Genomic DNA, 20387 nt, shown 5'->3' with positions numbered 1-20387 from the left:
GCGGTCTCTCGGCCGGGGCCCGGTCGCGGGCCCCGGCCGACGTATCACCCGGTCTTCCAGAGCGTGAGCGTGGTGACGTAGTCGGGCATGGGGTTCAGGGCCGACCTGCTCGTATCGATCAGGACGTCGGTGATGCGGAGCATGGCCAGGTTGCCGTCGCTGGTGACGGTGCACAGCACGGTCCCCTTCGGGAGCACCTTGCCCGGCCTCAGCTGGTCGCCGTACAGCTTGGACGGCATGGCGTCGGTGCCGACGGCCTCCCGGCACTCCTCCGGCGTACTGCCCGGACTCCTGCCCGTGGCCGTCAGGAACTCCAGACCCTCGTCGCTCCAGGTCTGGTAGGTGAGCTCCATGTCCGGGATCTTCCCGATCTTCCCGTTGGGATGGACCTTCGGGGCGTCCAGGTCGACGTGCGTTCCCGTGCCGGAGGAAGGGGTCCGCAGGGTCAGGGGCTTGTCCTGGAAGACCACCGTGTACGCGGCCTTCGGCGAGGAGGCGGCCGAGGGCGAGGCCTTCGGCGTGGAGGAGGCCCGGGCCGGGTCCGGGGACGCGGGCGGGGCCTGGGCCTCCTGCCGGGCGGCGGGCGACTTGGCATCGTCCTTGGAGTCGTCCCCGTCCGTCAGCCAGAGCGCGGCGCCCGCTCCCGCGAGGACGGCCAGTACGAGGGAGGCGGCGACGAGCCCGCCCCGGAACCCCTTCGAGGCGGGAGCGGCAGGGGCGGATGCGGGGCTCGGGCCCGGCGCGAACGTCGGGTGGCTCGGCTGCGGCGGCCCGGCGGGCCGGGGCGGCGTGGACGCCGTGTCCGCATGGTGGACCCCGGTGAAGGCGCCGGTCGTCCCGGTCCCCGCGCCCGTACCGCCCGGGCCGAACTGACCCACTCCCGCGCCCGCGTCCGCCACCGTCGCCGCCGGCGGATGCTCCGTGGCCCGCACCCGCCGGGCGATCTCCAGCCATGTACTGCGGCGTGCCGATGACCCCGCCGGTGCGGGTGAGCTGCGTACTGTCGGCGGCCCGGGCGATCCCGAAGTCGATGACGTACGGCCCGGCCGCGCCGAGCAGGAGGTTGGCGGGCTTCAGGGCGCGGTGCACGACCCCCGCGGAGTGGATGGAGCCGAGGGCCCGCGCCGTGCAGCCGATCAACTGGAAGACGGCGGGCAGCGGGAGTGGACCGTAGGCGTTCAGGGCGTCGTGCAGCGACAGGCCCGGTACGAAGACCGAGGCGAGCCAGGGCGAGGCGCCTGTCGTGTCGTGGTCGAGTACCGGAACGAGGTGGTAGCCCTGCACCCGTCGCGCGGCCCGCACCTCCTGCTCGAAGCGGCGTCGGAAGTCCGGATCCTGCCCGAACTCCCGGCGGATCAGCTTCAACGCGACGGGCTGCCCGCCGCGCGTGTGCGAGAGGTAGACGGTGCCCATGCCGCCCTCGCCGATCCGGGCGGTCAGCCGGTAGCCGGCTGCCTCGCGGGGGTCCTGGGGCTCAAGTGGGGCAAGTATGCCGCCGATTCCGGTAGCCACGGCTGCGAGGCCTACGACAGCGCCCCGGGGCGGACGGCGCTGGCCTGCGGAAAGCCGCCTGGAGCGCGGTCAGTTGAGCCCCGGCCGCCGAGGCGCGTGGGCGGTCCCGCACTCCCCCTCGTGAGTACGGGAACGCCGGTGCGCCGGCTCGGTCAGGGGGCGTACTTGTACCCCACCCGGCGTACGGTCTGGATCGCGCCGCGGTGGGCGGCGCCCAGCTTGCGGCGCAGTCGCGCGACGTGGACGTCGACCGTACGGCCGTCGCCGACGTGGCCGTAGCCCCAGACGGTGGTCACCAGTTGGTCGCGGCTGTGTACCCGGTGCGGGTGCGCGACCAGGTGGGCCAGCAGCTCGAACTCCAGGTACGTCAGGTCCAGGACCTCGCCGTCCACCTCGGCGGTGCGCTGCGCGGGGTCGATGCGGACCAGGGAGTCGCCGGTGACGGCCGCCGCGCCGGCCGTCGGGGCGGCGGGTACGGACTGCGGGGAGAAGGCGATCGGCGGCTGCTGGTCGGCCGGTACGAGCAGCAGGTAGCCGACCATCGGCGGCTGGCCGGGCAGGGTTGGCAGGGTGTGCGCGGGAGCCGGCAGCCAGGTGGCGCCGGGCGGAAGGAAGTCCGCGACGCGGGCCACCTCGTCGCGGTCCACGGACCGCAGGCGGTGGCGCGGACTGGGCGGGAAGGCCGGGTAGGCCAGGGGATAGGTCGCAGCGGAGGTGGCGGAAGCGAAGGAACGGGTGTTCGCCATGAGTGGTCAGCTCTTTCACGCGGAGTGGCCGGCAGGAGACGTGCGTGCATGCGTCGCGCATGCGGCGTCTTGTGTCGTACCGCGCAGACCGAAGGCCTCGACGGGGAAGTTCGGTTGGAGATCCCGGAGGCTTTAGAGGGCCGGCGCGTTCTTCGCGCGGCAACACACCCGGTCGAAATCGTGATCCTGACGGGAAGGCCAGAACGGTTCGAGGTCGCTGCGACCTGTCGAGGTGTACGAGTGGCTGGCCATGTCGCCATTCAAGCAGATGCGAGGGCACCGGGGCAGACCCCTGTCTCATCTGGTGGATCGGAATCTCATATTCCGTGATCATGGGGTGAACGGAGTACTGCAATCCCGACAAACCGTCAACCGGTCAGCCGCCTCCGCCAGTCCAGACCCGTCACACATATCGCATCGTGGGCGGATCCATCCCACCCCCAGGCCAGCCCGACCCCGTCGAGAGCCGCCACCACCTCCCGGCCCACGGCGGCGGTCCGCGCCTCGTCGGCCGCGTCGTCGCCGGTGGCGAAGCCCCCGTAGAAGAGGTACAGGTCCCCGCCGTCGGCGGCGCCCTCCGTGCACTGGGAGTGGAAGAAGACGAACCCGCGCGCGTCCGGCGGGCCGTCGCCCCGGATCTCCGCCAGACCGCAGCCGCGGCAGCAGGCGAAGTTCTCCCGCGCGGTGATCCCGGCTTCGCCGAGCGAGGCGAAGGCCCGCGCCAGCCGTTCCGGGTCGGTCTCACCCACCCAGCCGGCCTGCTCGGCGACCCGCTCCCGCCAGAGCCGGGTCACCAGCTGCGCGGCCTGCTTCCGGGACACCGGCCGGACCGTACCGTCGACCAGGTGGTCCTCGGCGCTCTCGGTGAGGGTCGCCCGGTCGTGGTAACCGCCGCGCAACCAGCCCCGTACGGCCTGCTCCAGCTGCCTCTCCACCTCGGGCGGCAGCGGCTCCGCCGGCTCCTCGGCGGCGAATTCGAGCCGCTCCCAGACCGGGCCGAGGTCCCAGCCCTTCTCCTGGCGGGCCCAGCGGGCCATGACCTCCACGACCTCGGCCGCGGTGGGGAGGTGGGTCTGGAAATGACGGTCGTGGGAACCGGCGCGGTGCTCCAGCTGGTACGCGCCGGCACCGTCGTACGCGACCTGGATGAAGACCTCCGGGTCGCTCGCGATCCGCTCCACGATGAGGAAATCGTTCTCGTCCGCGCCGAGGCGCCCCGCCAGCTCGGACAGGAAGGGCATAGAGGGGCGCTCGTAGGAACGGCCGTGCGCGGTCTGGACTCTGATCGGCAGCATGCGGACACCGTGTCAGACGGGTCTGACACGGCTGCCGGGAGGGGCGTGCCGAGTGGAACGCCGGCGCCCGCCGGGCCACGGGGCCCGGCGGGCGCCGGATCGTACGAGTGTGGAGGGGAGGTCCTAGACCAGACCGTCCTTCTCCAGGGCGGTGCAGCAGGTGTCCGTGATGAGGCGGGTCACCACGTACGGGTCCACGTTGGCGTTCGGGCGGCGGTCCTCGATGTAGCCCTTGCCGTCCTTCTCCACCTGCCACGGGATGCGGACGGAGGCGCCGCGGTCCGAGACGCCGTAGCTGAACTCGTTCCACGGGGCCGTCTCGTGCAGCCCGGTCAGGCGCTCGTCGATGCCCGCGCCGTAGTGCTTGACGTGGTCCAGCGGCTTGCTGCCCTCGCCCAGGGACTCGCACGCGGAGATGATCGCGCGGTAGTCCTCGCGCATCGCCTTCGTGGAGAAGTTGGTGTGCGCTCCCGCGCCGTTCCAGTCGCCCTTGACCGGCTTCGGGTTCAGCGTCGCGGAGACGTTGAAGTCCTCGGCGATGCGGTAGAGCAGCCAGCGCGCGATCCACAGCTGGTCGGAGACCTCCAGCGGGCCGACCGGGCCGACCTGGAACTCCCACTGGCCGGGCATGACCTCGGCGTTGATGCCGGAGATCGCCAGGCCCGCCGCGAGGCAGTGGTCCAGGTGCTTCTCGACGATGTCACGGCCGAAGATCTCGTCCGAGCCGACGCCGCAGTAGTAGCCGCCCTGCGCGGCCGGGAAGCCGTTGACCGGGAAGCCGAGCGGGCGGGCGCCGTCGAAGAAGGTGTACTCCTGCTCGATGCCGAAGATGGGGGCCTGGGCCCCGAACTTCTCGGCGATCGGACGCAGCAGCGCGCGGGTGTTCGACTCGTGCGGGGTCATGTCGATGTTCAGGACCTCGCACATGACGAGGACGTTGTCGCCGCCGCGGATCGGGTCCGGGCAGGAGAACACCGGCTGCAGTACGCGGTCGGAGGCGTGGCCCTCGGCCTGGTTGGTGCTCGAACCGTCGAAGCCCCAGATCGGCAGCGCGTCGCCGTCCGCCAGGATCCTGGTCTTGGAACGCAGCTTCGCAGTCGGCTCGGTTCCGTCGATCCAGATGTACTCAGCCTTGTAGCTCACGGGCCCCATCCTTCGGTGCGTCGCTCCGGCGCAGACTCTGCGGATGCTGCGCTGCGTCCTGCGGTTCGCGGCTTGCGAATTCGTTCTGCGGTGTAGACCGCAGCGTGCCCGCTCGCGATTTCTCTTCCGTTGCCCGTGTGTGAACCCCGTGTTACCGAGGTTTGCATCGCAGGCTGTGGTGGTTGTGCGGGTTGGCGTCGGAACACCCGTACGAGTGGGGCAGACTGGGCGGGTGAGCATTTCGTACGATGTGACGTCCGCCGGAGATGCCGCCTCTGAGGCCGCTTCCGGGCCCCCCCTCCGGGTCGGGTTGCTGGGCACCGGCCCCTGGGCCTGCCGCACGCACGCCCCCGCCCTCGCCGCGCACACCGGCTTCGAGTTCGTCGGAGTCTGGGGCCGGCGCCCCGAAGCCGCGGCCGAACTGGCGCGCGAGTACGGCGTGAAGGTGTACGAAGACACCGACGCGCTGTTCGCCGACTGTGACGCCGTGGCCTTCGCCCTCCCTCCCGACGTACAGGCCCCGCTCGCCGTGCGCGCGGCCGCCGCCGGCTGCCATCTGCTGCTCGACAAACCCGTCGCCACGACCCCGGCCGACGCCCGCGCCGTCGCCGAGGCCGTGGCCGAGCACGGGGTCGCCTCCGTCGTCTTCCTCACGCTGCGCTTCGCCGAGCCGAGCGCCGGCTGGGTCGCGGAGCAGGCGGAGCGCACGGGCTGGTTCACCGGTGCCGCGCACTGGCTCGGCGCGGTCTTCGCGCCCGACGGCGAACCCGGTGATTACGCCGACTCGCCCTGGCGCAGGGCCAAGGGCGGGCTGTGGGACGTGGGCCCGCACGCCCTGTCCGTACTCATTCCGATCCTCGGCGACGTCACCGAGGTCAGCGCCACCCGCGGGCCCGCCGACGTGGTCCAGCTGGCCCTGCGCCACAGCTCCGGCGCGGCCAGTACCGCCGTACTCAGCCTCAGTGCCCCGAGCGCGGCCGCCGGGGTGGGGCTGGAAGTGCGCGGGACCGCCGGCGTCTTCGGCCTGCCGGAGTGGAGAGACGTCCCGGGGGCCTACGGCCGCGCCCTGGACGCACTGCTCGCCTCGGCCCGTACCGGGGTCCCGGACGTGCGGGGGGCGGAGTTCGGGGCCAGGCTGACGGAGATCCTGGCGGAGGCGGACGGGCAGCTGCCGGTGTGAGCCCTCGGGGGCGCCGCTACTTGATGAGCGCGTTGGCCACGATGACGGCCAGTCCGATCGTGGCGTCGGCGACGCCGATGAGCAGCGCCGAGGCGAGCTTGTAGCCGACCCGCAGGGCCACGAAGGCGCCCCAGGCGAAGAGCATCGCGGTGTTCACGCCGAGCCCGATGGCCGTGACCCCGTGCGAGTCCCAGTCGGCGAGCCCGGCGGTGAGCAGGAGCAGGACCGTGGGAAGAGTGGCCGCGATCATGGGCCACTCGTTCCACAGTGCCCGCCCCAGGATCCGCCACCGGTGTCCCGCGGAACCGGGCTGATGGGTGCTCATGTGGTGGGAGTACCCGTGCGCGAGCCCCGCGGTGGCGGCGGTGACGAGCACCCAGCTGGCGTCGTAGAAGGGGGTGTACTCCCCGCCCTTCTGGTCGAGCGCGGCCAGCAGCCCGGACGCGAGGACGGTCCCGTACACCCCGCCGAACATCCAGTCGGCGCCGCGCCGGGGCGGGGGGAGCGCAGGCGCCGGAGCGACCGGCCCCGCCGGAGGCTCGCCGGGCATGGCGGGCACGGTGGGCCGCGGGTGCTGCTGCTCGTTCACGACGGATCCTTTGTTGCGGTAAGTCCTCTTTGTGCTGTCCCCACCCTACGAGGCGCGGGATGAGGTCGGGATGAAGGCCGTGACGGGGACGGGCACGGGGGCGGGCACGGGGGCGGGCGCGGTGACAGGCGAGGTGACAGGCGCAGGGCGCCCCACCCCGGTGGCGCAGCGGCGGAATACCTTGGTGCGCTGGCGACTTGAACCCCGCATGGCAACTCTTGGACTCATCGGAAGCGGCAACATCGGAGGCACCCTCGCACGGCTCGCCGTGGACGCGGGGCTGGACGTGGTACTCAGCAATTCCAGGGGACCGCAGACCCTGGACGGCCTGGTCGCCGAACTCGGCCCGCGGGCCCGGGCCGCCACCCCGGCCGAGGCGGCCGCCGCCGGCGACTGGGTGGTAGCCACCATCCCGCTGGGGAACTACCGCGAGCTGCCCGCCGACGCGCTGGCGGGGAAGGTCGTACTCGACACGCTCAACTACTACCCCCAGCGGGATGGGCTCTTCCCCGCCCTGGAGGCGGAGGAGACCACCACCAGCGCGCTCGTCCAGGAACACCTGTCCGGGGCGCAGGTCGTCAAGGCCTTCAACAACATCTACTTCAACCACCTGCTGCTCCTCGCCCGCCCGGCCGGCTCCCCGGACCGGTCGGCCCTGCCGATCGCCGGCGAGGACCCGGCGGCCCGCGCGTCCGCCACCCGCCTCCTCGACCTGCTCGGCTACGACGCGGTCGACGCGGGGACCCTCGCCGAGAGCTGGCGCTTCCAGCGCGATACCCCCGTGTACGTCCACCCGTACGCCGAGGACCTGGCCCGCCCGGGCGGCCTCGCCCAGGACCCGGGATCCGTCGCCGACGCGGCGGCGATCCGCGACGCCCTGGCGAAGGCCGTCCGTCCGGCCGGCTCCGCAGAATGAGGATCCTGACGGTCGGAGCCGGCGCCGCGGGCGGCTACTTCGGCGCGCGCCTGGCCCGGGCCGGCCGGGACGTCACCTTCCTGGTGCGCCCACGGCGGGCCGAGGCCCTGCGTGCGCGAGGACTCCGGGTGAGCGGGCCGGGTGAGGAGATCGCGCTGGCCCCGCACCTGGTCACCGCCGACGCGCTGGCGGGGACGTACGACCTCGTCCTGCTGTCGGTGAAGTCCACCTCCCTCGAGGCGGCCGTCCGGGACCTCGCTCCGGCGGTCGGCCCCGGGACGGCGATCCTGCCCCTGCTCAACGGAATGGCCCACCTCGACCACCTCGCGGACCGGTTCGGGGACGCGGCGGTGCTCGGCGGAGTGGCCAAGGTGGTCACCACCTTGAACGAGCACGGCGACATCGTCCGCCTGGCGCCGCCCGCCGTGGTGCTCACCGGTGAGCGGGACGGCCGTCCCTCCGCGCGGGTGGACGCCGTGCGCGAGGTACTGGCCGGGGCGGGGATCGACACCCCCCACGTGCCCGACATCATCGGCGCCATGTGGCACAAGTGGGTCTTCATCACCACCCTGGCGGCGGTGACCTCCCTCGCGAGGGGAGCCGTCGGCGAGGTCAACGCCGTGCCCGGCGGGACCGAGTTCGGCCTCGCCGTCCTCGCGGAGGCGGCCGCCGTGTCGGCTGCCTCCGGGCATCCGGTGCCCGAATCCGAACTCGCCTTCACGGCGCGGACGCTGGCCGCACCGGACTCGCCGCTGACCCCGTCGATGTACCGGGACCTGCTCGCCGGTCACCCGACCGAGGTCGAGCACGTCCTCGGCGACCTGTCCGCCCGGGCCCGATCCCTCGCCGTGCCCACTCCGCTCCTCGACCTCGCCGCCCTGCAGCTACGGGTCAACCAGCGGCGGGTGTCGGCCGGGCAGCCCTAGGGCCTGTGTGATGTCGTGATCAGTCGGGGGTCTTCAGGAGGTCGTCGATCCAGATCATTGCGGCACGGAGATGGACGCCGGCGAGGTAGCTCTCGGGTGATTTGTCGTAGCGAGTGGCGATGCCTCGCCAGGCCTTGAGCTTGTTGATCAGGCGCTCGACGGTGTTCCGCTCTTTGTAGAGGTCTGCGTCGTAGCTGACGGGTCGGCCGCCTCGGGCGCCCTTCTTCCTCCGGTTGGCGGCTTGGTCCCTCTTCTCTGGGATGACCGCCTTGATGTTGCGTTTGCGCAGGTAGGCGCGGTTGCCGCGGGATGAGTAGGCCTTGTCCGCGGCGACCGCGCCGGGCCTGCTGCGAGGACGACCGACAGGCAAGCGGACTCGAACCCGCTTGAGCACGGGGATGAACTGCGGGCTGTCCCCGGCCTGCCCAACGGTCAGGACCAGTGCGAGTGGGCGGCATCTGCGGTCCGCGGCGAGGTGGAGTTTGCTGGTCAGCCCGCCCCTGGATCTGCCGAGCAGGGCTTCCTTCAGGCGGAGCTTGTGTCTGCGCCGGACGCGCCGGCGCTCGGCCTGTCCGTTCTGTTCCTCCGGTCCGCCCCTTTTTGCCGGGCGGTCTCATGTTCCTGTGCGGCTTCCTCCAGGGCGTCCATGAGGTGCTTGCTGACGCGCATGCCCGCGGCGTCGTGATGGGCGCGAACCGTTGTGGAATCCACGCTGACCAGCGACAAGTCGCTCCGTCCGGCGCGGGCGGCCTCGGCGATCAGGCCTTCCAGGAGGGCGGAGAACACGCCGGCGTTCCGCCAGACCCGGAAACGCCCGTAGACGGTGGCCCATGGGCCGAACTCGGCAGGCATCTCCCGCCACTGACCGCTGGACCGGAACCGCCAGATCACCCCCTCGAACTGCTCCCGCAGCCGCTCGGGGTACGGGCCATACCTACCGATCGGCAGGTATGGCTCGATGAACTTCCACTGGGCATGGGTGAGTTGCCTGCGAGTCACAACCACAGTCCTATCGAATCCACCCCACGAAGAGCACAGAACTCAAGAACTGATCACGACATCACACAGGCCCTAGGGGGCGCCGGCGGTGGAGGTGCGGGAGAGGGCCTCGCGGACGGCCTCCTCCGAGCGGGCCACCACCGCCGTGCCGTCCTCGGCCGTGATGATCGGGCGCTGGATCAGCTTCGGATGAGCCGCCAAGTGGCTGATCCAGCGGCCGCGGGCCTCCTCGGTCTCCTCGCGCGGCAGGTCCCTCCCCCAGACTCCGTCCGGGGGGACCCCCGGACCGGTCTCCTTGGCGAGGGGGTCCGAGGTGCGGGTGATGTCCCAGGGCTCCAGGCCCAGCCGGCCCAGGACCTCGCGGATCTCGGCCTCGGAGGGCACGTCCTCCAGGTAGCGGCGGACGGTGTACTCGGCGCCCTCCGCGTCCAGCAGGGCCAGCGCGCTACGGCACTTCGAGCAGGCGGGGTTGATCCAGATCTCCATGCCGGAAAGCTTAGCGAGGCGGCGTCTGGCCAGGTCCTTTGTCAGTGGTCACCGGTAAAATCAAAGGAGAAGGACAGGACGCCAACTACCGTTTGGGAGGCTGTAGATGGCCACTGCCATGACCCTGCACACCATCGAGCCCGTCAAGAAGAAGCCGCTGCCCGCGGGGCTGCCTCGCGAGTGGTACGAGAGCCACAACCGGCGCCTCAAGGCGATGCGGCTGGCGATATCCCTGCTCGACTCGGGCACGTATGACGTACAGCGCGCCACCAACCGCAAGATCCGTGCGATGGCCGTCCGGACGGGCATCCGCCGGCCGTCGAACGTCACCTGCAAGCTGGTCCGCTCCTTCATCCGCGACGCCGGGTAGGCGGCCCGCACCGGCCGGACCCAGCCCGCCTCGGGGACCTTCGGGAAGCCGAAGCCGTAGCCCTTGCTCCTGGAGCCACGGCAGCAGCTTTTCGAGGGCCTCGACGGACTGGGAGCGGTCGCCGCCCCCGCCGTGCACGAGGATCGTCGGCCCCTTGGTCTTCAGCTGCTCCTGCACGGTGCTGACGATCTCGTCCGCGCCGGGCCTGTCATCGTTTGATCATGGGTTCGGTACGGCGTGGTCATCGCGCGCCGGCGCCGGGCCGTTTCCCGCCCCGGTTTCCACCTCGGCCCCCGCCCCGGAGTGCGTCCCGGTCCCCGTCCAGGGACAGCACCAGCAGTGCCACGTCGTCGCGCGGCCCGCCCCCGGTGAAGGACCGCAAGTCCCGCCACACCGCCGGGGCCAGCCCCGCCGGATCCGTCGCCAGTACGGGCATCCGCGCGGCCAGCGGGTAGAAGTTCCCCGCCGCGTCGCGGGCCTCGGTCACCCCGTCGGTGTACATCACGAGCCGGTCCCCGGGGATCACCGGGATCTCGGCCGGCGCCGCCGGGGTGGGACCGGCCAAGCCCAAGCCGAGCGGAGGCCCCGGGGCCACGTCGACCTCCGAGACCGTGAAGCCCCGTAGCAGCAGAGGCGGGGGATGGCCGCACGAGACGATCCGTACGAGGTCCAGCCCGGGCGGGAACTCCAGCAGCACCGCCGTCGCGAAGAGCTCCGCATGCTCCACGGCCGCCGAGTCCGCGAGCAGCCGCCGGTCCAGCCGGGCCGCCACCGTCGTGAGCTCCACGTCGTCCAGGACCCCCTCCCGGAAGGCGCCGAGCAGCGAGGCCACCGTACCGACGGCGGCCAGGCCGTGGCCCTGGACGTCGCCGATCAGCGCACGCACTCCGTAGGGGCCGGCCCGTACGTCGTACAGGTCGCCGCCGACCAGGGTGCCGTGCTGCGCCGCTCGGTACAGGCCCGCACAGCCGACCGCGCCGACCCGCTCGGGGACGGGCGGCAGGACCGCGAGCTGCGCCGCCTCCGCGACGGTGCGCACGCTCACCAGCTGGGCGTCACGGCGTTTTCGGACCCAGGCGACCACCACGCTGAGCAGGCCGATCGCCGCGACCGTCGCGAGGTCGGAGCCCCGGGCATGGGCGATGCCGAGCGAGGGCAGGCCGACGAGGACGAGCACCGTCGCGGCGAAGAGGGCCGTCCCGGTGGCCCCGTACGCGAAGGCGGCCACCGGCGGGAGTCCGGCCAGGAAGTAGCCCAGCTCGACATCGCCCGGGGTGATGCTCTGCACGAACACCAGCACCACCAGCGCCACCGCAGGCGCGAGGCGGGCCCAGCGCGGCGGCGGCGCCCCGCGCGGCCAGCCCGGTTCCTCGCGTCGGCGTCTCACCCCTCCACCCTGATCCCGACGGGGGAGGGGCGCACGCCGGGTGGCTCCTTGCGGCCGCGGCCGCGACAGTGGTGGCGTGACGGAAGCGGATGGCGCGACGCAGAGCGCGCAGATGAGTACCAGGCTGAACTGGCTGCGCGCGGGGGTGCTCGGCGCGAACGACGGAATCATCTCCACGGCGGGCCTGGTCGTCGGCGTCGCCGGGGCCACGACCTCGCGGACGGCGATCCTGGCGGCCGGCGTCGCCGGGCTGCTCGCGGGCGCGCTGTCGATGGCGGCGGGGGAGTACGTGTCGGTCAGCTCCCAGCGGGACTCGGAGAAGGCCGCGCTGGACCTGGAGCGGCGGGAGCTGGCGGACTCCCCCCAGGAAGAGCTGGAGGAACTGACGGGGCTGCTCGTGCAGAGGGGGCTGAGCGAGCCGGTGGCTCGGGAGGCGGCAGAGCAGCTGACGGAGCGGGACGCGCTACGGGCCCACGCGCGGGTGGAGCTGGGGATCAACCCCGACGAACTGGCCAATCCGTGGCACGCGGCGGCGGCGAGCCTGGTGGCCTTCACGGTGGGGGCGCTGCTGCCGCTGCTCGCGATCGTCCTGCCGGGGGCTTCCGGGAGGGTGCCGGTGACCGTGGTCGCGGTGCTGCTGTCCCTGACCCTGTGCGGGGTGCTCAGCGCACGGCTGGGCGGGGCGCCCGTGGCCCGGGCGATCCTGCGCAACGTCGCCGGTGGCGCCCTGGCCATGACCGTGACCTACGCGGTCGGCACCTGGCTGGGCGCAGCCACCTGACCGCCGGAACCCGGCCGCCCCCGGCTCTCCGCTGCGCGGGCTCGTCCCCTACCCGCCCTTCCCCCGTTCCCCGGGCGCTGCCCGGACCCCGGTCCTCAAGCGCCGGGCGGGCTGAAAGATCCTGTGGCTCCGCCCCGGATCCCGGTCCTCAAACGCCGGGCGGCTGAAAGGACCTGGGGCTGGGCTGGAAGGCCCCTGGGGCTCGCCCCGGAGCCCGTGCCTCCCGCGGGCAGCTCCAGGTTCCGCCCATGCATCCAGGCCGGCGGCGGCCAGAATCCAGCCCCGCCGGCGTTTGAGGCGACGCCTTCAGCCTCGTCGGCGATTGAGGCGCGGGCAACCGGCGCCGGACAGCACCCCGCCGGGGCTCCGCTGCGAAGATGGGGGCATGCGTATCGCAGTCACCGGTGCCACCGGGCTCATCGGCAGCGCCCTCGGGCGGTCACTGAAGGCCGACGGACACGATCTCGTCCGCTTCGTGCGGCGAACCCCGGAAGGCCCCGAGGAGGCGCGGTGGGACCCGCAGCGGGGGTACGTCGACCCGGAGGGGCTCGCCGGGTGCGGAGCCGTCGTGCACCTCGCCGGGGCGGGGGTCGGAGACCACCGCTGGACGGCCGCGTACAAGCGGGAGATCCGCGACAGCCGGGTCAAGGGCACGGCCGCCATCGCCTCGGCCGTCGCCGCCATGGCCGACCCGCCCGCGACGCTGGTCTGCGGATCCGCCATCGGGTACTACGGCGACACGGGAGACCGCACGGTCGACGAGGGCTCCCGGGCCGGCGAGGGGTTCCTTCCCGAGGTCTGCGTCGAGTGGGAGGCCGCCGCCGCGCCCGCCCGGGACGCCGGGATCCGGACCGTGTTCGCCCGTACGGGACTGGTCGTCGCCGCCGAGGGCGGGGCCTGGGGAAAGCTGTTCCCCATCTTCAAGGCCGGCATCGGCGGCCGGCTCGGCAACGGCCGCCAGTACTGGTCGCACATCTCGATGCACGACGAGATCGCCGCCCTGCGCCACCTGATCGACACGCCCGCCTTGACCGGGCCGGTGAACCTGACCGCCCCCGAGCCCCTGACCAACCGCCAGGTCACCGCCGCGATGGGCCGGGTCCTGCACCGCCCGGCGGTGTTCGCCGTGCCCGCGCCGGTGATGCGCGTGGTGCTCGGGGAGTTCGCCCAGGACGTGCTGGGCAGCCAGCGGGTGCGCCCCACCCGGCTGCTGGAGTCCGGGTTCGTCTTCCGGTACCCCGGCATCGAGGATTCCATCAGGGCGGCGCTCGGCGGCCCTGAGGCCTGAGGGGGAGCATTCGCCGCGCGCGTGCGACCGTACGTGAGCCGAATGCGACCGCCGTGCGACCGGAGTTGACCGCATCACCCGTAATGGTCCGCCCAACTCGGGTTCCGCTCGACCCCGTTGGGGGAAGGAGGTTCCCCACACAGCTGGGCCGACCTCGGGGAGGGGCACGTGCTCAACAGCGCACACGCACACCATGCGGACGTGGTCATCGTAGGAGCCGGAGTCTCCGGACTCGCGGCAGCGCACCACCTGATCGCGGCCGGCGTCACGGTCATCGTCCTGGAGGGCGCCGACGACCCCGGTGGCCGGATGGCCACCGAGACGGCGGACGGCTTCCGGCTCGACCGGATCGGCCAGTTCCTCAACACCGCCTACACCGAGCCGGCCCGCACCCCGGGCCTGGAAGGCCTGGTCCTCAAGCCCTTCGCGCCCGGCGCCCTCGTCCACACCGACGGCAGAACGCTGCGCGCCGGGGCCCTCACCCCCGCCCGCGCCCTGACCAGCGGATCCCTCGACCAGGCCCGGATCGGCGCGGCGCTCGCCCGCCTCGCCGCGCTGCCCGAGGAACGTCTCCTGGCCCGCCCCGAGCGCACCGCGCACGCCGCCCTGAGCTCCCGGAGCCTCGGTACGACGCTGCGCCCGCTCCTCGCCGCGCTCCTGCGCGACCCCGGACTCACCACCTCCAGCCGCGTCGCCGACCTGGCCCTGCGCACCTTCGCGCGCGGCCGCCTCGCCGTACCCGAAGGCGGCGCCGACGCCCTGCCCCGACTGCTCGCCGCCGGGCTGCCGCCCGGCACCGTACGCACCGGGGTCCGGGTCCGCTCCGTGGCCACCAACCTGGTCGCCACCGAGGAGCACGGAGACTTCAGCTGCCGCTCGGCCGTCCTGGCCACCGGCGCCCGGGCGGCCGCCGAACTGCTCCCGGGCCTGCGCGTGCCCGCCTTCCACGAGGTGACCGTGCTGCACCACGCCACCACCACGCCGCTGCCCTGGGACGGCTCGCTGCTCCTGGACGGTGACCCGGACTGGCCCGTCGCCCACACCGCGGTGATGAGCGCCGTCGACCCGACGCGCGCCCCGGCCGGCCGCAGCCTGGTCACCACCACCGTGCTCGGCCCGCCGCCACCCACCCGCACGGTCGCCTCCCGTCTGGCCCGGCTCTACGAGACCGCGACCCGGGACTGGGAGCTCCTCGCCGTCCACCACACCCCCGAGGCGGTACCCGCCATGCCGCCGCCGCACGACACCCGGCGCACGGTCCGGGTACTGGCCGGGCTGTACGTGTGCGGCGACCACCGGGACACCAACACCGTCGAGGGGGCCCTGCGCTCGGCCCGCCGCGCCGCCGCCGCCCTCCTGCGCGACTTCGGCATCCCCGTCCCGGCCGTCCCGGAGGCGGCCCTGCCCATGGCGGCCTGAGACCGGGAGCCGGGGCCCGGTCCCGACCGGTACCGGGCCCCCGGGGGCCCGCGCCCGGCCGCCGGACGGAGTCCGGCGCAGCGCCCCGAAGCCGGTGAGGCCCCCAGGGGCCGAACCGTGCGCGGGGCGCGTCGGACATCAGGACAGCGCGGCCACCCGGTCCCGGTACGTCCGCACGGCCGACGCGTCCCGGTACGGCTCCAGCCGCCGCTCGAAGTCCCGTACGTACTCCACCGCCCGCACCGACCGCATCTCCATGGCCTGCTGCGCCGCCTCCGCACCCAGCGCACACGCCTGGTCCAGCTCGCCCAGCCCGAGCCGCGCCGAGGCCAGCACCACCCGGCAGAACAGCCGCGAGCGCGCGTAGGAGGGCGCCCGCAGCTGCAAGGACCGCTCCGCGTGCTGCGCCGAGGCCCGGTACTGCTGCAGGTCCCGGTGACAGTGCCCGAACTCGTCCGCGAGCTGCGCCTCGTCGTAGTCGCGCGCCCAGTGCGGTACGTCGTCCCCCGGCCGGGCCGCGCCCAGCGCCCGCTCGGCCCGCACCAGCGAGGCCGTAGACGCCCTGACCTCCCCGAGCACCGCGTGCCCGCGTGCCTCCGCCGAGTGCAGGAGCGCCTGCACCACCGCAGGCGGCCCGGAGCCCACGCCCTGCTGGGCCACCCGGGCCAGCTGCACGGCCTCCCGGCCGTGGCCGAGGTAGACCGCCTGCTGGCTCATCGTGATCAGCACGTACGCCCCGTACGGCCGGTCCCCGGCCGCCTGGGCCAGGCGCAGTGCCTGCACGAAGTACCGCTGGGCGAGCCCGTGCGCGGCGATGTCGTAGGAGGTCCAGCCCGCGAGCCGGGTCAGATCGGCGGCGGCGGAGAACAGCCGGCGCCCCGTGGCCTCCCCGTAGGTGCCGCGGAGCATCGGCTCGGCCTCGTGCTCCAGGTACCGCACCAGGGCCTGGCGGGCGTGGCCGCCCCCGTAGGCGTGGTCCAGGGTGCGGAACAGCTCGCCCACCGATCTGAGCGCCGCGATGTCACCGCCCGTCACCCGCTGCCCGGGCCCGCGGTCGATCTGCCGCTGCCGGGGCACCGAGGCCCGGCCGGGCAGGGGACGGCTCTGCTCGGGGACGCGCGTCGCGGCCTGCTCCGCACCCCGGCCCACCCGCTCGTCGGCCCGCCCGATCAGCCAGTCGCGGCTGGGCACCACCAGCCCGGCGGGGGTGAAGGCGATCTTGCGCAGCTCGGCGTGCGAACCGGAGTCCTTGCGCCACAGCCCGCTCGCGATGTCGACGGCCTCCTCGGGGGTGGCCGCGAACTCCAGCCCCGCGTACACCGGGGCGCACGCGTCCAGGCCCAGGTCCTGGGCCGACAGCCGCCGCCCCAGGCGCCGGGTGAACACTTCCGCGATCAGCGCCGGGGTGGTGCCGCGCGGCTGCTGCCCGCGCAGCCAGCGGGTCACGGAGGTCTTGTCGTACCGCAGGTCGAGACCGTGCTCCAGACCGAGCTGGTCGACGCGGCGGGCGAGCCCGGCGTTGGAGAACCCGGCCTCGGCGATCAGTGCCGAGAGCTGCCGGTTGGGGACGCGCTGGGCAGGTCGTTCCGTCATCGGCTCCACGGTCTCCTGACGTGACGGACCGGAGACCCGGCCCTGTGAACGGCGTGAATGTAGCGGCGAACTCCGCCCACACCGCCCTCTCTGTCCCACATTCATCCGATCGTGTGCAGAACCGGTGGGTCTCTTTACGGACTGACCCCCTCCACCCGCGTACGCTGCGGCCATGACCCGCCGGCCCACCGGGGCTCCTCCCCCCGGCAGCTGCGAGCGCCCCGACGGCGACGGCAGCCATGCAGAAGCCACGGCCTCGCCGCCCGTCCCCGAGCCGCCCGTCCCCGAGCTGGCCGCGCCCGAGCTGACGGAGGCGGAGTGCCGGCGGTGCGGGACCTACATCGCGGGCCTCGACGGGCGCTACGCGTGCGGGGTCTGCGGCTGGGTGAACGACCACTCCGAAGGGCACCGCAGACTGCCCCGGGCGGACGAGGACCCGGACCGGCCGAGGGGGCGCAGGCGGCCGAAACAGCTGCTCGGACCCCCGGAGCCCGAGCTCGTCGCGGAGGCCGGGACGGGCGGCTGACGGGGCGCGCCGGGGCCGCCGTACCCTTGCTTGGTGCGATAGGTGCACACAGCAAGTTCGTCGGCAGGTTCAACGAGGAGGCGCCGCGGTGGCTGAGCTTGGGTTTGTCCGCATGGGCTTCGGCCCGGAGGCCGTCGAGTACACGGTGGCCTGGGAAGAGCAGCGCCGCGTGCACGCGGCCCGCTTCGCGGACGAGATCGAGGACACCTGCCTGCTGCTGGAGCACCTGCCGGTCTACACGGCCGGCCGGCGCACCGCGGACAGCGAGCGCCCGCTCGACGGCACGCCCGTCGTGGACGTGGACCGCGGCGGCAAGATCACCTGGCACGGACCGGGCCAGCTGGTCGGCTATCCGATCATGAAGCTGCCACGTCCGGTGGACGTGGTCGCCCACGTCCGCCGCCTGGAGGACGCGCTGATCCGCACTGCCGCCGAGTTCGGCCTGGAGACCACCCGCGTCGAGGGGCGCAGCGGGGTCTGGGTGCTCGGCGACCCGGTGGAGGAGCGTCCGAAGATCGGCGGCCTCTCGCTGGACTTCGACCCGCGGCTGCACGACGAGGAGTTCGACCCCCGGCTGAACGGCCCCGAGTACGCCCCGTCCAACGCCGGCCAGCGCCGCGAGGACCGCAAGCTCGCCGCCATCGGCATCCGGGTCGCCAAGGGCGTCACCATGCACGGTTTCGCGATCAACGTGAATCCCGACAACACCTGGTTCGACCGGATCGTCCCCTGCGGGATCCGGGACGCCGGTGTGACCTCGCTCTCGTACGAGCTGGGCCGCGAGATCACCATCGCCGAGGTGCTGCCGGTGATCGAGGGGCACCTGAAGGACGTACTGGAGCAGGCGGAGCCGCGGCCGCGGGAGATCGAGCCCGCGGTGGGTTCGTAGGGCTCGCGCCCGGTCCTGGGAATGGGCCCGGCCGCCCGCAGGTTGGCCGACGTAAGAGCGTATGAAATTACGGGCGTACCCTGGTGGGCGCCGAAGAATCGAAGTCACAGGGAGCCGGTCGTGTCCGCAGTCGCACCCGACGGACGCAAGATGCTGCGCCTCGAGGTCCGTAACGCCCAGACCCCCATCGAGCGCAAGCCCGAGTGGATCAAGACCCGGGCGAAAATGGGTCCCGAGTACACCAAGATGCAGGCCCTGGTGAAGGGCGAAGGACTGCACACGGTGTGCCAGGAAGCCGGCTGTCCGAACATTTACGAATGCTGGGAGGACCGCGAGGCCACCTTCCTCATCGGTGGCGACCAGTGCACCCGGCGCTGTGACTTCTGCCAGATCGACACGGGCAAGCCCGAGGCGCTGGACCGGGACGAGCCCCGCCGCGTCGGCGAGTCCGTCGTCACGATGGACCTGAACTACGCCACCATCACGGGCGTCGCGCGCGACGACCTGGCGGACGGCGGTGCCTGGCTCTACGCGGAGACCGTGCGCCAGATCCACCAGCAGACGGCGGGCCGCGAGAGCGGCCAGACCAAGGTCGAGCTGCTCGCCCCGGACTTCAACGCGGTCCCGGAGCTGCTGGAAGAGGTCTTCGCCTCCCGCCCCGAGGTCTTCGCCCACAACATCGAGACGGTGCCGCGCATCTTCAAGCGGATCCGCCCCGGCTTCCGCTACGAGCGCTCGATGGACGTCATCACCCGGGCGCGGGCCTACGGCCTCATCACCAAGTCCAACCTGATCCTGGGCATGGGCGAGGAGCGCGAGGAGGTCAGCCAGGCGCTGAAGGACCTCCACGAGGCGGGCTGCGAGCTCATCACCATCACCCAGTACCTGCGGCCCTCGCCGCGCCACCACCCCGTCGAGCGCTGGGTGAAGCCGGCCGAGTTCGTGGAGCTGGCGCAGGAGGCCGAGGAGATCGGCTTCTCCGGAGTCATGTCCGGTCCGCTGGTGCGTTCCTCGTACCGCGCCGGCCGGCTCTACCAGCAGGCGATGGAGAAGCGAGCGACCGTCTGAGACGATCGCCCCGGGCGAGCGTCTGATGCGTGCGTGGCACGCGGAACGCGTGAGGCCAGAGGTATGTGAACTCGCGCACAAAGTCTTACCTGTGGGTAACACCGCACCGATGCGGCCCCTAGGCTCTTCCTCGGAAGGCCCGGCGGGCCGCATCAAGGTTTCATCACTGTTTGACCGGTCGGTCATCCCCTGGTAACACCAGTCAGTGACGATTGCTCGACGCACCGCACACACGCTGCGCCGCACACGCTTGGCACCTCCCGACGTCAGCTCCGTGAAAGGCTCGACATCATGCAGGCCGCGCCCGTACGCGCCACCGCCATCCCGTCCTTCACCGACGCCGTCCGCGGCCTGGAGTCGCTGCTCATGAGCGGCGCCCGGCGAAACGCCTGGACGGCCGTCCTCGAAGACCGCCGCAGGGCCAAGGACCGGGTCGAAACCGAGCACGTACTCGAGGCCGCGGCGACCCGCACCGAGAAGGCCACGTAAACTTCGCTTCATGGCGAGGAAGTCAAACGCAGAGACTGCTGCGAACCCCGGGCGACTGAAGCAGATCGCCCTGACGTACAAGATGACGCGCAAGGCGGACCCGAAGGTCGGTCTGATCGTCGCGGGCGTGGGAATCGTCACCTTTGGTGTCTTTCTTGCGATCGGCTTCCTGATCGACCACCCGGTCTACCTGGGCATTCTGGGCTTCCTGGTGGCGTTCCTGGCGATGGCGATCATCTTCGGACGGCGGGCCGAGACGGCCGCCTTCGGACAGATGGAGGGACAGCCCGGTGCGGCCGCGGCCGTACTGGACAACGTGGGCCGGGGCTGGAGCACCACCCCCGCCGTCGCGATGAGCAAGCAGCAGGACATCGTCCACCGTGCCGTGGGCAAGGCCGGCGTGGTCCTGATCGCGGAGGGCAACCCGAACCGGGTGAAGCCCATGCTCGCGAACGAGAAGAAGAAGCTGGCCCGGATCATGCCCGACATCCCGGTCCACAACTTCATCGTGGGCACGGGCGAGGGCGAGGTGCCGCTCAAGAAGGTCCGTACGACCTTGATGAAGCTGCCCCGCGTGCTCTCCGGGCCCCAGATCACCCAGGTCAACGACAAGCTGCGGGCCATGGGTGACCTGCTGAGCAACATGCCGATCCCGAAGGGCCCGATGCCCAAGGGGATGCGCATGCCGCGCGGCGGAAAGATGCGCTGATCCGCTTTTCTTATCCGCCTTTCGTATACAACGCAGAGAGGGGCGCCCCGGGCCGACGACCTGATGCTCTTCAAGT

At 72.5% G+C, this 20387-nt stretch carries 20 protein-coding genes and 2 pseudogenes; 12 read left to right on the top strand and 10 right to left on the bottom strand.

Annotated elements, in window-relative coordinates:
- Window positions 1-44: 44 nt before the first annotated feature.
- From OTB20_RS10335 to glnII, 5 genes and pseudogenes are all read right to left on the bottom strand, one after another.
- Window positions 45-932, bottom strand: coding sequence for a hypothetical protein (locus OTB20_RS10335; protein ID WP_267816603.1), 888 nt, complete (start codon window positions 930-932; stop codon window positions 45-47).
- A gap of 73 nt (window positions 933-1005) precedes the next feature.
- Window positions 1006-1413: pseudogene (locus OTB20_RS10330) on the bottom strand (protein kinase domain-containing protein); the annotation flags it as partial.
- Between the two features lie 251 nt (window positions 1414-1664).
- Window positions 1665-2258: a winged helix-turn-helix domain-containing protein gene (locus tag OTB20_RS10325; protein WP_267816601.1), complete on the bottom strand. Its 594-nt coding sequence runs from the start codon at window positions 2256-2258 to the stop codon at window positions 1665-1667.
- Between the two features lie 368 nt (window positions 2259-2626).
- Window positions 2627-3553: a DUF6891 domain-containing protein gene (locus tag OTB20_RS10320; RefSeq protein ID WP_267816599.1), complete on the bottom strand. Its 927-nt coding sequence runs from the start codon at window positions 3551-3553 to the stop codon at window positions 2627-2629.
- Window positions 3554-3676: 123 nt separating this feature from the next.
- Window positions 3677-4696, bottom strand: coding sequence for a glutamine synthetase (gene glnII / locus OTB20_RS10315; RefSeq protein WP_267761422.1), 1020 nt, complete (start codon window positions 4694-4696; stop codon window positions 3677-3679).
- Window positions 4697-4946: 250 nt separating this feature from the next.
- On the opposite strand from glnII, the gene OTB20_RS10310 reads away from it, so the two are divergent.
- The gene (locus OTB20_RS10310; RefSeq protein WP_267816704.1) at window positions 4947-5876 is read left to right on the top strand and encodes a Gfo/Idh/MocA family protein; all 930 of its coding nucleotides are present in this window, start codon (window positions 4947-4949) and stop codon (window positions 5874-5876) included.
- Window positions 5877-5892: 16 nt separating this feature from the next.
- Here the strand turns inward: OTB20_RS10310 and OTB20_RS10305 are convergent, their stop codons facing one another.
- Window positions 5893-6465 (bottom strand): hypothetical protein, encoded by a 573-nt coding sequence (locus OTB20_RS10305; protein ID WP_267816597.1) that lies wholly within the window; start codon window positions 6463-6465, stop codon window positions 5893-5895.
- Window positions 6466-6673: 208 nt separating this feature from the next.
- Here OTB20_RS10305 and OTB20_RS10300 point away from each other — a divergent pair, with 208 nt between their 5' ends.
- Window positions 6674-7381 carry an NADPH-dependent F420 reductase gene (locus OTB20_RS10300; RefSeq protein ID WP_267816595.1) on the top strand — a complete coding sequence of 236 codons (708 nt, stop codon included), beginning with the start codon at window positions 6674-6676 and terminating at the stop codon, window positions 7379-7381.
- A complete protein-coding gene (locus OTB20_RS10295; RefSeq protein ID WP_267816593.1) occupies window positions 7378-8307 on the top strand; it encodes a 2-dehydropantoate 2-reductase in 930 nt (309 codons plus the stop codon). Before OTB20_RS10300 ends, OTB20_RS10295 begins: the two co-directional genes overlap by 4 nt.
- A gap of 19 nt (window positions 8308-8326) precedes the next feature.
- Here OTB20_RS10295 and OTB20_RS10290 read toward each other — a convergent pair.
- Window positions 8327-9306: pseudogene (locus OTB20_RS10290) on the bottom strand (IS5 family transposase).
- 72 nt (window positions 9307-9378) lie between these two features.
- Window positions 9379-9792, bottom strand: coding sequence for an ArsC/Spx/MgsR family protein (locus OTB20_RS10285; RefSeq protein WP_267816591.1), 414 nt, complete (start codon window positions 9790-9792; stop codon window positions 9379-9381).
- A 106-nt stretch (window positions 9793-9898) separates the two neighbouring features.
- Here OTB20_RS10285 and OTB20_RS10280 point away from each other — a divergent pair, with 106 nt between their 5' ends.
- The gene (locus OTB20_RS10280) at window positions 9899-10162 is read left to right on the top strand and encodes a hypothetical protein (protein WP_267816589.1); all 264 of its coding nucleotides are present in this window, start codon (window positions 9899-9901) and stop codon (window positions 10160-10162) included.
- Window positions 10163-10403: 241 nt separating this feature from the next.
- Here the strand turns inward: OTB20_RS10280 and OTB20_RS10270 are convergent, their stop codons facing one another.
- A complete protein-coding gene (locus OTB20_RS10270) occupies window positions 10404-11549 on the bottom strand; it encodes a PP2C family protein-serine/threonine phosphatase (protein WP_267816587.1) in 1146 nt (381 codons plus the stop codon).
- Between the two features lie 112 nt (window positions 11550-11661).
- Here OTB20_RS10270 and OTB20_RS10265 point away from each other — a divergent pair, with 112 nt between their 5' ends.
- From OTB20_RS10265 to OTB20_RS10255, 3 genes are all read left to right on the top strand, one after another.
- Window positions 11662-12330, top strand: a complete 669-nt coding sequence (locus OTB20_RS10265) for a VIT1/CCC1 transporter family protein (RefSeq protein WP_267816585.1) — start codon at window positions 11662-11664, stop codon at window positions 12328-12330.
- A 385-nt stretch (window positions 12331-12715) separates the two neighbouring features.
- The gene (locus OTB20_RS10260) at window positions 12716-13618 is read left to right on the top strand and encodes a TIGR01777 family oxidoreductase (protein WP_267816583.1); all 903 of its coding nucleotides are present in this window, start codon (window positions 12716-12718) and stop codon (window positions 13616-13618) included.
- A gap of 168 nt (window positions 13619-13786) precedes the next feature.
- Window positions 13787-15037, top strand: a complete 1251-nt coding sequence (locus OTB20_RS10255; RefSeq protein WP_267816581.1) for an FAD-dependent oxidoreductase — start codon at window positions 13787-13789, stop codon at window positions 15035-15037.
- 138 nt (window positions 15038-15175) lie between these two features.
- Here the strand turns inward: OTB20_RS10255 and OTB20_RS10250 are convergent, their stop codons facing one another.
- Window positions 15176-16630 (bottom strand): regulator, encoded by a 1455-nt coding sequence (locus OTB20_RS10250; RefSeq protein WP_267816579.1) that lies wholly within the window; start codon window positions 16628-16630, stop codon window positions 15176-15178.
- Between the two features lie 172 nt (window positions 16631-16802).
- Between OTB20_RS10250 and OTB20_RS10245 the strand changes: the two genes are divergently transcribed.
- From OTB20_RS10245 to OTB20_RS10225, 5 genes are all read left to right on the top strand, one after another.
- A complete protein-coding gene (locus tag OTB20_RS10245; RefSeq protein WP_267816577.1) occupies window positions 16803-17156 on the top strand; it encodes a hypothetical protein in 354 nt (117 codons plus the stop codon).
- Window positions 17157-17244: 88 nt separating this feature from the next.
- Window positions 17245-18045, top strand: coding sequence for a lipoyl(octanoyl) transferase LipB (gene lipB / locus OTB20_RS10240; RefSeq protein ID WP_267816575.1), 801 nt, complete (start codon window positions 17245-17247; stop codon window positions 18043-18045).
- A 120-nt stretch (window positions 18046-18165) separates the two neighbouring features.
- Window positions 18166-19113 (top strand): lipoyl synthase, encoded by a 948-nt coding sequence (gene lipA, locus OTB20_RS10235; RefSeq protein WP_267758544.1) that lies wholly within the window; start codon window positions 18166-18168, stop codon window positions 19111-19113.
- 291 nt (window positions 19114-19404) lie between these two features.
- Window positions 19405-19602 (top strand): hypothetical protein, encoded by a 198-nt coding sequence (locus OTB20_RS10230; RefSeq protein WP_267758543.1) that lies wholly within the window; start codon window positions 19405-19407, stop codon window positions 19600-19602.
- A gap of 10 nt (window positions 19603-19612) precedes the next feature.
- Window positions 19613-20311: a DUF4191 domain-containing protein gene (locus OTB20_RS10225; RefSeq protein ID WP_267758541.1), complete on the top strand. Its 699-nt coding sequence runs from the start codon at window positions 19613-19615 to the stop codon at window positions 20309-20311.
- Window positions 20312-20387: the final 76 nt, after the last annotated feature.

It is taken from the genome of Streptomyces sp. H27-H1, assembly GCF_026627445.1.
In the GTDB taxonomy this organism is placed as follows: domain Bacteria; phylum Actinomycetota; class Actinomycetes; order Streptomycetales; family Streptomycetaceae; genus Streptomyces.
The sequence above is the reverse complement of the archived record's forward strand: the minus strand, read 5'-3'. Positions and strand labels throughout refer to the sequence as shown.

Excerpts from the sequence above, each read along its gene's own strand:
- OTB20_RS10325 (WP_267816601.1), bottom strand. The coding sequence starts at position 2,258 with ATGGCGAACACCCGTTCCTTCGCTTCCGCCACCTCCGCTGCGACCTAT.
- OTB20_RS10320 (WP_267816599.1), bottom strand. The coding sequence starts at position 3,553 with ATGCTGCCGATCAGAGTCCAGACCGCGCACGGCCGTTCCTACGAGCGC.
- OTB20_RS10300 (WP_267816595.1), top strand. The coding sequence starts at position 6,674 with ATGGCAACTCTTGGACTCATCGGAAGCGGCAACATCGGAGGCACCCTC.
- OTB20_RS10295 (WP_267816593.1), top strand. The coding sequence starts at position 7,378 with ATGAGGATCCTGACGGTCGGAGCCGGCGCCGCGGGCGGCTACTTCGGC.
- OTB20_RS10285 (WP_267816591.1), bottom strand. The coding sequence starts at position 9,792 with ATGGAGATCTGGATCAACCCCGCCTGCTCGAAGTGCCGTAGCGCGCTG.
- OTB20_RS10280 (WP_267816589.1), top strand. The coding sequence starts at position 9,899 with ATGGCCACTGCCATGACCCTGCACACCATCGAGCCCGTCAAGAAGAAG.
- OTB20_RS10265 (WP_267816585.1), top strand. The coding sequence starts at position 11,662 with ATGAGTACCAGGCTGAACTGGCTGCGCGCGGGGGTGCTCGGCGCGAAC.
- OTB20_RS10260 (WP_267816583.1), top strand. The coding sequence starts at position 12,716 with ATGCGTATCGCAGTCACCGGTGCCACCGGGCTCATCGGCAGCGCCCTC.
- OTB20_RS10250 (WP_267816579.1), bottom strand. The coding sequence starts at position 16,630 with ATGACGGAACGACCTGCCCAGCGCGTCCCCAACCGGCAGCTCTCGGCA.
- OTB20_RS10245 (WP_267816577.1), top strand. The coding sequence starts at position 16,803 with ATGACCCGCCGGCCCACCGGGGCTCCTCCCCCCGGCAGCTGCGAGCGC.
- OTB20_RS10230 (WP_267758543.1), top strand. The coding sequence starts at position 19,405 with ATGCAGGCCGCGCCCGTACGCGCCACCGCCATCCCGTCCTTCACCGAC.
- OTB20_RS10225 (WP_267758541.1), top strand. The coding sequence starts at position 19,613 with ATGGCGAGGAAGTCAAACGCAGAGACTGCTGCGAACCCCGGGCGACTG.